General features: G+C 73.0%; 8 protein-coding genes. 3 read left to right on the top strand and 5 right to left on the bottom strand.

Features of this window, described 5'->3' with window-relative positions; genetic code table 11:
* The 3 genes from FRAQA3DRAFT_RS15475 to FRAQA3DRAFT_RS37310 all read right to left on the bottom strand — a co-directional run.
* The coding region (locus FRAQA3DRAFT_RS15475; protein ID WP_009739971.1) for an alpha-(1->3)-arabinofuranosyltransferase family protein at window positions 1–1,410 on the bottom strand (1,410 nt) is incomplete at its 3' end.
* 25 nt (window positions 1,411–1,435) lie between these two features.
* The gene (locus FRAQA3DRAFT_RS15470) at window positions 1,436–2,785 is read right to left on the bottom strand and encodes a glycosyltransferase family 4 protein (protein ID WP_009739970.1); all 1,350 of its coding nucleotides are present in this window, start codon (window positions 2,783–2,785) and stop codon (window positions 1,436–1,438) included.
* The gene (locus tag FRAQA3DRAFT_RS37310; RefSeq protein WP_009739969.1) at window positions 2,782–3,375 is read right to left on the bottom strand and encodes a hypothetical protein; all 594 of its coding nucleotides are present in this window, start codon (window positions 3,373–3,375) and stop codon (window positions 2,782–2,784) included. Before FRAQA3DRAFT_RS37310 ends, FRAQA3DRAFT_RS15470 begins: the two co-directional genes overlap by 4 nt.
* 221 nt (window positions 3,376–3,596) lie before the next feature.
* Here FRAQA3DRAFT_RS37310 and FRAQA3DRAFT_RS37305 point away from each other — a divergent pair, with 221 nt between their 5' ends.
* Entirely contained in the window at window positions 3,597–3,992 is a 396-nt protein-coding gene (locus tag FRAQA3DRAFT_RS37305) for a hypothetical protein (protein ID WP_232292068.1), read from the top strand.
* A 573-nt stretch (window positions 3,993–4,565) separates the two neighbouring features.
* Here the strand turns inward: FRAQA3DRAFT_RS37305 and FRAQA3DRAFT_RS15460 are convergent.
* Both FRAQA3DRAFT_RS15460 and FRAQA3DRAFT_RS15455 read right to left on the bottom strand, forming a co-directional pair.
* Window positions 4,566–5,567: a GDP-mannose 4,6-dehydratase gene (locus FRAQA3DRAFT_RS15460; protein ID WP_009739967.1), complete on the bottom strand. Its 1,002-nt coding sequence runs from the start codon at window positions 5,565–5,567 to the stop codon at window positions 4,566–4,568.
* Between the two features lie 63 nt (window positions 5,568–5,630).
* The gene (locus tag FRAQA3DRAFT_RS15455; protein WP_369809433.1) at window positions 5,631–7,724 is read right to left on the bottom strand and encodes an acyltransferase family protein; all 2,094 of its coding nucleotides are present in this window, start codon (window positions 7,722–7,724) and stop codon (window positions 5,631–5,633) included.
* 600 nt (window positions 7,725–8,324) lie between these two features.
* Here FRAQA3DRAFT_RS15455 and FRAQA3DRAFT_RS15450 point away from each other — a divergent pair.
* Window positions 8,325–9,725 carry a glycosyltransferase family 39 protein gene (locus FRAQA3DRAFT_RS15450; RefSeq protein ID WP_009739965.1) on the top strand — a complete coding sequence of 467 codons (1,401 nt, stop codon included), beginning with the start codon at window positions 8,325–8,327 and terminating at the stop codon, window positions 9,723–9,725.
* A 114-nt stretch (window positions 9,726–9,839) separates the two neighbouring features.
* On the top strand, window positions 9,840–11,663 hold the full coding sequence (locus FRAQA3DRAFT_RS15445; RefSeq protein WP_009739964.1) for an acyltransferase: 1,824 nt from the start codon (window positions 9,840–9,842) through the stop codon (window positions 11,661–11,663).
* Window positions 11,664–11,783 lie beyond the last annotated feature (120 nt).

Raw genomic sequence — 11,783 nt, 5'->3', positions numbered from 1 at the left:
GCGCCCGCCGCCGCCCGCGCTGGTCCCGGCCGCCGCGCGCGCGGCGTACCGCTGCTCCAGGGCGGCCAGGCCACCGGCGAGCAGCACCGACAGGCCGAGGACGACCATCGGGACCGCGCGCGGCAGCGAGCGCAGTGCGAGCCCGGCCGTCGACCCCTCCGCGAAGTCCTTGAACACCCGACCCCAGGGGGAGGGGTCGTCGTAGGGGTAGACGCCGACGGCGATCGTGGTGCCCAGCAGGATCAGCGCGACGAAGTAGCCGCGGTGCCCCCAGCGGATCGCCGAGGCCGCCGCGAGCGCGAGGATCGGCAGCGCGAAGCTGATGACGATCAGCCACAGGTCGTGGGTGTAGTGGGTGGCCGGCTTGATCCACGGGCCGAGCGCGTCCTGGCCGTAGAAGAACCAGTTGCCCAGCCCCCGCAGCACCTCCGACGCCTGCGAGCTGCTGGCGACCGTCTCGATCGTCTCGGTGAAGGCGAGCACGTTCAGCCCGTAGCCGGCCTGCGTGTACAGCCCGGCGATCCACCACGCCGAGGTGACGAGGACGGCCAGCACCGCCCGGGTGCACATGCCCACGGCGGCGCCGAGGCGGACCTCCCGGGTGCCCCACACGGCGAACGGCACCCACAGCAGCGGCGCGAACAGGATGAAGATGAGGCTGGAGGCGTTGATGCTGCCGATCGTGGTGACGACCAGGGCGAACGCGGCGGGGAAGCGCCAGCCCGCCGGCCGCCAGCCGGCGCGACCCGGCTCGGCCTCCCGCAGCCCGCGTACGGTGATGCCGATCAGCCAGCCCAGCCCGGCGTAGGGCAGCAGGATCGCCGAGATCCGCGCCTCGTACTCCAGGATGTAGGGCGAGAGCATGTAGCCGGCGGCGGCGACGAACGCGAACCGGTCCGGCCAGCGGAACGAGCGCAGCAGGAACAGCACACCGGTGCCCGCACCGAACAGGATCGAGCCCGTCCACAGCCGCTGCGCCACCCAGTCGGGCAGGCCCGCGGTGTCCAGCAGCCAGTAGAACAGCCCCTGCGGGTACAGGTAGCCGATGTTCTGGTGGGTGACCGTGCCCATGCCGATCGCGGGGTCCCACATGGAGACCGCCCGGCGCAGCATCCGGCCCGGGTCGAGGTAGAGGTACGCCTTCGTGTCCGCGCCGATCCTGCCGGGCGCGGTGGCCAGCAGGGGCAGGTAGGCCACGGCGGCCAGTACCAGGACCGGCCAGGACGGCCGCAGCCGCCGGCCCCGCGGCGCCGCCGCGCCGGCCCGACCGGGCGGGCCCGGCCGGGCGCCGGTCCGCGGGTCCGCCCGCCCGGCCGGGTTCGCGGTGCGCGGGGACGGTGCCTGGGCGGGGCCGCCCGGCGCCGGCGGGCGACCCCCGTCGGCACCGGACGGTGATGTGGTCAGGGTCACCGGATCACCGGGGTGGTCGCCAGGGTCACCGGCGCTGGCCGATCACGTTCGCGGCGCGGGCCGCGGGGGAGGCGGGGCCGCGCTGGCGGGCCGCCTCCCGCACGAGCGCGGCGAACGTGGCGCGGGCCGTCTCCGCCCAGGTGAACGTTGCGGCGTGGGCGAGGGCGCCGGCGGACAGCCGGCCTCGCAGGTCGTCGTCGGAGAGCACGCCGGCCAGTGTCTTGCCCAGATCGGCTGGGTCCTCCACCAACACGCCGGTCTCGCCGTCGACGACCGCGTCGGTGTGCCCGGCGATGCGGGTCGCCACCGACGGCGTGCCGCACGCCGCCGCCTCCGTGATCGTCATTCCCCAGCCCTCCCGGGCGGACGCCGAGGTGAGCACCCAGGCGCGCCGGTAGAGCGAGAGCAGCTCGTCGTCGTCGACGCGTCCGACGAGGCGCAGCCACGCGCCCGCCCCGGCGGCGCGGATCTTCTTCTCCAGCTCCGGCCGCTCGTAGCCGTCGCCGACGATCACTGCCTCCATCGTCGGGTGCTCGTCGTGCGCCCGCAGCAGGCCGTCGATGAGGACGTCGAAGCGCTTGACCGGCACCAGCCGGCCGACGGCGAGGACGAGGGGATGCGGGGACCGTTCACCGGCCGGGGTGAACGCCGGGTCGATACCCGGCGGTACGACCGAGATGTTGCGCGGCGGCAGGCCGAGCAGCTCGATGATCTCGTGCCGGGACGACTGGGACAGCGTCAGGATCCGCGTGCGCCGGTACAGCGGCGGGGCGACCTTGAACTCCACCGTCTCGCCGACCTTCGCCAGCTTCGGGGAGAGCACCATCCGCCACATCTCCGCGTGCACGTGGTGCAGGAACACCACCCGCGGGCAGCGGGCCCAGACGGGGGAGAAGAACGGCATGCCGTTCCAGATCTCCACCAGGCCGTCCCACGGGCCGGTGCGGCCCAGCGCGCCGGACAGCGCCGTGCGCGGGAAGACCGAGTAGCGCCCGGCCTTGCGCACCACCGTGTAGCCGTGGCGGCGAACCGACTCGGGATGGCCGGGGGCCATCGCCGTGCGCAGGCTCACGTCGATGCCGGCCTGCGCCCAGCGCTCGGCGACCTTGTCCGCGTGCAGCTCCGAGCCGCCGGACTCCGGGTCGTCGAGGTCGCGCCAGGCCAGCACGTGCACGCGGCGCAGGCCGGAGGTCTCGACGAGCTCGGCGAGGGAGGGGGGCCGGGGGGCCACGCCCTCGATGTCGGGCGCGCCGAGCTGCGGGGCCAGGATCCCCGGCGGCACCGCGGAGCCGGCGCCGACCTGCGGCAGGATCAGGCCCTTGGGGGTCGGCGGGATCGTCGCGCCGGGGCCGCGGCCGTTGCTCGGGGCGGTCATGCCCGGCCCGTCCGGCGGGCCGCGGCGAGCACCGACAGGCCGGTGACGACGGCCAGCGTCGCCTGGCAGGCAAGATCGGCCCGGGCGGTCGCCGTCGGCGAGCCGTCCGCCCACAACATCAGGGGGACGGCCGCCGCGGCGGCGAGGCCCAGGGCCAGCAGGACGCCTCGCTCTCCGAGAGCGAGCAGGTAATGGGTGAACAGCACGGTAGCTCCGAGACAGGTCATCGCTGCGGCCAGGGGGAGGAGCGCGCCGGAGGCGTCGGTGAAACGGGGGCCGAAGGCCAGGGAAAGCAGTTTGTCGGGTGCGATGAGAGCGGCGAAGAGCAGCCCCACCGCCGGCACGAGGAGTATTGCGATCGTCGCGCCAAGTTGATGCAGAGCATGCTGTCCGAGATGCCGGCGGTCCGCGGCCTCCGGGAGCAGGAACCCGGCGAGCACCACCGCGGCCAGCACGATCACCTTGCTGGCGACCGAGACGGCCGCGTAGGAGCCCGACCGGTCGGGGGCGAGCCGGCCCTGCAGCAGCACATCGATGTTCTGCAGCAGCCCCAGCAGCGCCAGCGCGACCAGCGCGGCGCCGACCTCCACCGCCAGCCGGGTCGGCGCCGCAGCGGGTGCAGCGAGGGATGCCGTGGGGGGTGCCGTGGGGGGTGCGAGCGGGGGGGATGGGGTCGGCGGCCGGCGCCGCGGCGGCCCGGTCGCCGCGGCCCATCGTGACCGGACTGCGGTACAGGGTCCACCGGACGTGCGCCAGCGCCGCGAGCACGCCGAGCAGGACACCGATCGCGGCGCCGGACTCGTCGAGGCCGATGAGCACCAGGCCGATCGTGAACACGGTCTTCATCGCGGCGTCGACGAGCAGGTTCGTCGCCAGCGCCGGGTACTGGCGGGCGCACTGGAGCAGCCCCCGGTCGACGCACAGCAGGCACCACGCCGCCCCCGCCGTGATGATCTCGGCGACACCGCCGGGGCCGGGCAGCGACAGCTCGCGCGCCACGTACCCCCGCCCGATGATCGCGAGCACCGCGACCACCAGCACGGTCGCGACCCCCACCCGGCGGACCCGGTTCACCCAGTCCGCCATGAGGTCCAGCCGGCCGCTGTGCTGCCAGGTGGTGATCCGTCGGACCACCCCGACGAGCAGGGCGCTGCCCGGCATCGACACGACGAAGAAGATCGCGATCAGCTGGGCCACCGCGCCGTAGGATCGGGTGCTCATCGCGCGGGCGATGATCAGGGTGACGCCCATGTTCGCGGCATTGGCGAGCAGGCCGGCCAGGGCCAGGGGGACGGCGCCGCGTAGCGCGCCGCGCAGCCGGGTGCCGCGGGTCTGGCGCAGTCGCTTGCGCAGGGTCCAGCCGTCCCCGGCCGCACTGGCCCCCTCGGCCGGCCCGGCGCCGACGGGAACCGGACCGGCCACCGTCGTGCCCATGGCCGTCGTGCCCGTCGTGCCCGTCGTGCCCGTCGTGCCCGTGGCCAGCCCGCCTGTCGCCAGCCCGCCCGTCGCCAGGGGACCGGTCGACAGCATCGCCGGCTTTACCACCATCGGGCCGGTCGAGACGGGATCCGGCGTGGTCGGACCGGGCCTCGTCCGGTGCGCCGCCGCGCGCCGGACGGTGGGCGAGAAGTCCCCCGGCGGGACGGTGTTGCGGTTCATCAGCGTCCTCCCCGACGACACACGCAGGCGTCCTCCCCGGCCCGCGCCGCGGAATACCCGCGCGCGGCCGGTTCACCCGCGGCGGGGTGTCCGGCCGCGCGTTTCGTCCGGGGAAGGGCGTTCACCTGATCGTCAACGCCTTGCCTGTTGATTCAGCCTCGGCGGCGAGGTCGGCGTCGACCATCATCGCGATCAGCTCCTCGAACCCCACCCGCGGCGTCCACCCCAACACCTCCCGCGCCTTCGACGGATCCCCCACCAGCACATCCACCTCCGCCGGCCGGAAAAACCGCGGATCCTGCTTCACCAACCCCGACCAGTCCGAAATCCCCACCCGCCCGAACGCCGCATCCAACAACTCCCGAATACTATGCGTCTCCCCCGTCGCCACCACATAGTCATCCGGGGTGTCCTGCTGCAGCATCCGCCACATCGCCTCCACATAATCCCCCGCAAAACCCCAGTCTCGCCGCGACTCCAAATTCCCCAACGTCAGCGAGTCCTGCAACCCCAACGAAATCCGCGCCACCGCCCGCGAGATCTTCCGCGTCACAAACTCGATCCCCCGCCGCGGCGACTCGTGATTAAACAACAACCCCGAACACGCAAACGCCCCGTACGACTCCCGGTAGTTCACCGTCAAATAATGCCCGAACGTCTTCGCCACCCCATACGGCGACCGCGGATGAAACGGCGTCGTCTCCCGCTGCGGCGTCTCCCGCACCTTCCCGAACATCTCCGACGACGACGCCTGATAGAACCGCACCCGCGACATGTCATTACCACCCGCGATCCGCAACGCCTCCAACACCCGCAACACCCCCATCCCCGTCGTCTCCCCCGTCAGCTCCGCCTGCTTCCACGACAGTCCGACGAACGAGATCGCCCCCAGGTTGTACACCTCGTCCGGCTGCGAGATCTCCACCGCACCGATCAACGACGGAAGATCCGTCAGATCACCCTCCAACAACACCACCCCCGGCACCAACCTCTCCACCACCGCCACCTTCGGGTTGGACTGCCCCCGAACCAACCCGAACACCTCATAACCCTTCGCGGTCAACAACTCACCCAGATACAACCCGTCCTGACCGGTAATCCCGGTAATCAGCGCACGCGGCACGTCGATCCTCCTGTAGACCACCCGGTACTGGGCGGAAGGTTAGCGGCAGGTAAACCGGGCCGGTCAGCCGGGTCCCGCTCCCACGGTCTGCGAGGCCGCGGCGACGGCCGCCGGCCCCTGGGCGATCCGAAGAAGCTGAGGAATGATCGCGGTCCCGATGCGTCGGGCGCCGTCATTGGAGATGTGCACTCCGTCGTCGTCGCGTAGCCGGACGCCGTCCAGCTCGTCGACGTACTTGTTGCCCGGAGTGAGAATGGAGGTGATGTCGATCACGCTCGTGCCGGGGTGGCGGGCAGCGGCCTCGCGTAGCAGCACGTTGAAGCGCTCGACCCGCGCGGCCTTCGTCTCCGGGTAGATGCTGCCGTCCGACGCCTCGGCCGGCTTGAAGATCGGAGTAGTCAGAAGTACCACTTTTGCGCCTTTGGCCCCGAGCGTGGTGATCGCGAGATCCAGCTCGCGGCCGAGATAGGCGTCGAACGCCGGGTCGCCGATGTGCGTCCAACGGCCGTCGAGCAACTGGTCGGTGACCTCCCAGCGGCCGACGAGCAGCAGCGCGAGCGCCGGGTTGACCTCGTCGACCCGCTGGGCGAAGCGCTGCGGCCACTGGTCGCAGCCGTCGGTGGTCGGCCCGGCCTTGCCGAGGATGCGTCGCTCCATGCCGCGGGCCACCCCGCAGCCGAGCTTGGAGAAGTCGTGGATCTCGATGCCCTGGTCGGCGGCCATCGAGGAGAAGTCGCTGAAGCCCAGCGTGAGCGACACCGAGTCGCCGCCGAGCAGCACCTTGATCGGCGCACCGCCGCCGGTGCGCAGGCTGACGGTGGGCTGCGGGGAAGCGGCCGCCCGCTTGGCCAGCGCCGCCAGCTCGGCCGGGGTGCGCACGGACGTCGAGGTGCCCGCCGTGGCCACCAGGATCACCGCGAGGACCCCGCCGAACACGGCGGGCACGGTCAGCCGCGGCTTCGGCAGTCGGATCCGGCGGCGGCGGATCGGGTCCTCCACCAGGTGGAACGACGCGAGCGTGATAGCCAGCGTGGTGCCGAGTCGCAGCAGCAGCAGGACCACGCCGTCCGTGCCGGTCCGGGTGGCCGTCAGGGTGAGGAACACCGGCCAGTGCCACAGGTACAGGCCGTAGGAGATCCGGCCGACGAACGTCAGCGGGGCCCAGGCGAGCACCTTCGACACCGGCCCCTGCGGTGCCTCGACGAGCGAGGCGACGAGCAGCATCACGACGACGGCGACGCCGAGGAACCCGCCGGCGTAGAGCGCACGGCTCTCCCCGCTCACCGTCGTCCAGATGACGATCATCGTCGCTCCCGCCAGGCAGCCGACGACCGACATGACCGAGCGAGCCCGCGCCGAGATCGGTTTCGTCCGCTGCCCCCGCCACACCGCCAGCGCGGCTCCGACCAGCAGTGCCTGGGAGCGGCTGTCGGTGCCATAGTAGATCCGGGACGGATCAGTGCCGATCAGCAGCAGGGCGAGGCCGACCAGCGCCGACGCCTCCGCGCCGAGCACGGCCACCGTCAGCGCGAGGGACTGGGCCTTCTGGCGCTGGCGGCGCCAGCGATCCACCGTGCGGGCACTGTGCCGCATGAGCAGGAACACGATCAGCGGCCACAGGACGTAGAACTGCTCCTCGACCGCCAACGACCAGGTGTGCAGCAGCGGCGAGGGCGCCGAGAAGTGGTCGAAGTAACTCTGGTCGGACAGGGCAAAGCGCCAGTTCGCCACATACAGCAGCGTGGACAGGCCATCCAGACGCAGCGTGCCGACGTCGCCGGGGGAGGCGATCCACCGGGCGTACGCCGCCACTGCGACCAGCAGGACCAGCAGCGCCGGCATCAGCCGGCGGGACCGGCGGACCCAGAAGCTGCGCAGGTCGATGCGCCGGGTGTTGCGGTACTCGGTGATGAGCAGCCCGGTGATCAGGAAGCCCGAGAGCACGAAGAAGGTGTCCACGCCGAGCAGGCCGCCGGGCATCCATGAGATGCCGGCGTGGTAGGCGATGACGGCCAGGACGGCGAACGCGCGCAGGCCGTCCAGGGCGGGCAGGTGCCCCAGCGGGGCGAGCACCGGGCCGGTGGCGTCGAGGTCATCCTCGGGCCGCGTCGGCCGCGTCGGCTCGCGGCCGGTGGCCGGGCGCTGGTGCGTCGCCAAGCGGGAGCGGGGCTCGTTGCTGCGGACGTGCGGCTCGGGTCGTTGGGAGGGCGGCTCGGGCCCGCGCTCGGCCGCGGCCCGCTCGTGTCGCCTGGAGGGCTGGTTCCCGCGCGGCCGGTCGGCGCCGGATCGACCGTCACCAAGGTGCCCGTCACGCTCGGTCATCGAGCGCCGGGGGGGTGGGCCCCCGGCCGGGCCACGCGGCCCACCCGCGCGGGTGCCGATCGGGGTGGTGTCGGCCTGCTGCCTGGCGGACGACCGCCGCTGCTGATCCCCGGACGCCAGCGGGACGGTGTCGGCGTCGTTGCTGGTCAGCCTGGTCCCTCCTCGTCGTCGCCGGGGCGCCATCGGGCCGTGGAACCGGTGCGGAGGCTGCCCTGCGGACTCGGTCGGCTCCGCACCGGGTCCGCCCCCGCGGCTCGCCGCCCCGATCGCATCAGGACATCCGAGCGGCAAGGCTAATCGCAACGGCGTCACGTCGTGCACGCGCGGTACGTTTGCGGCCTTGATGACGGACGCGTTGTCTGCCCGGAACCAGCGCGTTGGTACTTTCCGCGCGTGTCTGAGACCACGGCGAGGCAGCCACGGGCGGTGGGGTCGGTGCCGGTATCGCCGGGCGTTGCCGAATCGCCCGCCGCGCCCGCCGCGCCCGCCGCGCCCGCCGCGCCCGCCCGGCCCGGGCGGCCGGTCCGCTGGTACCTCCCGCTGGCGGCGATCTGCCTGATCGGTCTCGGTATCCGACTGTTCTACCTGTTCCACTGGCTGCACCCGGCGGCGGTGCAGGGTGATCCGTTCTACTACCACGAGGCGGCGAACCTCTTCGCCGACGGCCGTGGCTGGCCCGATCCGTACGAGCTGCGCCTGTCCGGGCGCTACGTCGCCGACGCCCAACACCCGCCGCTGACCAGCGTCCTGCTGGCCGTCCCGTCGCTGCTCGGCTTCACCGGCTTCCTGTCCCACCAGCTGTTCTCCTGCCTGCTGGGGGTTGGCTCGATCGTGCTGGTCGCCCTCGCCGGGCGCCGCGTCGCAGGCCCCGCCACCGGCCTGGTGGCTGCCGGGATCGCGGCGCTCTACCCCGGCATGTGGCTCAACGACCCGCTGGTGATGTCCGAGACGACCGGCATCCTGACCTGCGCGTGGATCATCCTGGCCGGCTACCGGTTCGCCGACCGCCGGGGGTTCGCCGAGGCGGCCTGGCTCGGGCTGGCGCTTGCGGCGGTGATGCTCGCGCGTGCCGAACTCGCGCTGCTCGCCCTGGTGCTCGTCGTGCCGCTCGTCGCGATGGCCCGCGGCGTGGCCTGGCGGCGCCGCGCCGGACTGCTGGCCGTGGCGGCCGCGACGAGCGTGGTCGCCGTCGCCCCCTGGGCCGGCTACAACCTGTCTCGATTCCACGAGCCGGAGTACCTGTCCACCGGCCTCGGCTCCACCCTCGCCGTCACCCACTGCCCGGCGACGTATTCCGGACGCCACCTGGGCTGGTGGTCGTTCGACTGTGTGCTGGCGCTGCCATCACCGCCCGAGGAACGCTCCGAGCGCGACGTGTTCTACCGACATGCGGCGTACGACTACATCCGCGACCATTCCGACCGGCTGCCCGCGGTGGCCGCCGCCCGCCTCGGCCGCACCTGGGGCGTCTACCACCCGTGGCAGCAGGCCCGCCTTGACACGATCGAGCTGCGGCCGCTGAGCCTGAGCCGGGCCGGGATGGTGACGCTGTGGGTACTGGAACTGGCCGCGATCGGCGGCGTGGTCGTGCTGCGCCGCCGCCGGACCGTGCTGCTGCCCCTGCTCGCGGTGCCCATCACGCTGAGCCTGGCGACGGTGGTGGTCTACGGCACCACCCGTTTCCGGGCCGCCGCCGAGCCGGCGGTGGTGCTGCTCGCCGCGGTCGCGCTCACGGCCGCCGCCGGCCGGCTCGCCGGCTGGGCCCGTTCCCGGACCGAGGGGATCCCGGGCGGGCACCGGGCGCGATCCGATACCGAGCAGGGTTACCCGACCTGACTACGCCAGCGGGTGGAAAAAGACGTTTTGTTCGGGGTGTGGTAGCTCGTTAATCCGCCGTGCTGGTACGTTTTCGAGCGTGCCGGACATTGCGTATCTCGGGGCTACCTGTCGGTGACCGGCCCCGTCCACTCCCGTTCGGCCGCCGCCGTCCCCGACGCGCCCGCCGGTTCCGCCGGTACCGCCCCGATCCCCGATCCGCGCCGTCCCCCCGCCACCCGCCCGCCCAAGGTCGTCTTCCCGGGCTTCGACGGGCTGCGCGCGATCGCGGCGCTCCTGGTCGTCGTGGTGCACACGTCGTTCCCGGCCGGGTTCACCACCAGCAGCGGGCTCGGTCCCTACACCGCGCGCGGTGAGGCCGGCGTCGCGGTGTTCTTCCTGATCTCGGGATTCCTGCTCTACCGCCCGTTCGTCGCGGCCCGGCTCGCGGGCGTCGCCGCCGCCGCAGCGCCGGGTTACCTGGTGCGGCGGTTCATGCGGATCGTCCCTCTCTACTGGGTGGCGCTCGCCGTCACCCTCAACGTGGTCAGCGACGAGCGGGTCGGCGTGCACGGGCTCGCCGGGGTCTTTCAGACCGCGTTCTTCCTGCAGGGATATCAGGATCTGTGGGCCATTCAGGGCCTCACCCAGGCGTGGACGCTCGACATCGAGGTCGCGTTCTACCTCGCCGTCCCGGTCTACGCCTGGCTGCTCGGCCGGCGCCGCCGCTCGCCCGAGGCCCAGGTCCGGGTGGAGCTGGCCGCGCTGGCGGTGACCTTCCTGGCCGCGAAGCTCGTCCACTTCCTGGTCATCCCGAGCAAGCAGAGCTGGATGTCCGGCTGGAACGTCTGGCTGCCGGTCTGGTGGGACCTGTTCGCCATGGGGATGGCGCTCGCGGTGATCTCCGCCCGGTACGCCCAGCTCGGCCGCCAGCCCCGCTGGGCGGGGCTGCGCGGCTCGGGGACGGCTTGTTGGGCCGTGGCGGCGCTGTTCTACTGGGTGGCGAGCAGGCACGCAGGCCTGCCGCTGGTGCCGATCTTCGACCCGGACCGGGCCCAGGATATGAACCGTCACCTGCTGTACGGGCTGTTCGGGTTCTTCCTGTTGTTGCCGGCGGTCTTCGGCCGCCAGGACCGCGGTGCGGTGCGGCCGCTGCTGGCCAGCCGGCCGCTGGCCTTCCTCGGCGCGATCTCGTACGGCATCTACCTGTGGCACTCCACCGTCATCGACCTCGTGCTGGAGCACAGCGGCTGGCGGTTGTGGAAGATCCCGTACCCGCCGTTCCTGTTGGTCGTCCTCGGGCTGACGGTGGCCGTTGCCACCGCGACGCATCACCTCATCGAGCGGCCCTGCATCCGGCTGGCCCACGGCTGGGCCAGGCGCGCGGACGCGTGGGTGGCGCGCCGCCGCGGGCGGGCGGTGGCCGGTGCGGGCACCGCGCCCGCCGACGGGGCACCGTCCCCGCCGACCCCGACCGGGGCGTTCCCGGCGGCCGTGACCGGAGTCATGCCGGGGGTGGCGATCGCCGGGATGCCCGGGGATAGCCCGACGGTGCCACTGCTGACCGGATCCGCCGCCCGGCCGGGGGGGCCGGTGGGGCGCCAACGGCCGGCGGGTACGGGCGCGGCGGAGGCCGGCGCGCGCGAGGCCGCGGATGGCTGGGTGCCGCGGGCGTGGCGAGGACAGCCCGGGATGGCGTCCGGCGCCGAGAGGCTGCCGTGGCCCGATCCCGGCGGCGGGCTGGAACGGACCGGCCGGGCGGGCGGCCGACGCGGGCGGCGCGGAGCGCGGCCCAGCCGGGCGACCCTGACCAGCGGCCCGACCTGGCACCGCCGTCCCACCCCCCGCCCATCGCGGCCACCCCGTCTGCCCCCGGCACCACCCCCGTCCGGGAGGGCATCCGCGTTCTTTCCGCCTTCCCGTGACCTCACCGGCGCCTCGTCCCATGTGTCGGTTTGATGACGATATTTACCTTTGATCCCGCCGTGCTGTGTGTGCCCGCCCGGGGGAACGGGCGCGGCGAGATCTGCTCGGTGATCGGACGGTGGACCGGCTGGCCCCGGTCGGCGCCTCGCGAGA

The sequence above is a fragment of the Frankia sp. QA3 genome, assembly GCF_000262465.1.
Classification (GTDB): Bacteria; Actinomycetota; Actinomycetes; order Frankiales; family Frankiaceae; genus Frankia.
Note: the sequence above shows the minus strand (reverse complement) of the source record. Positions and strands in the feature narration are given on the sequence as shown.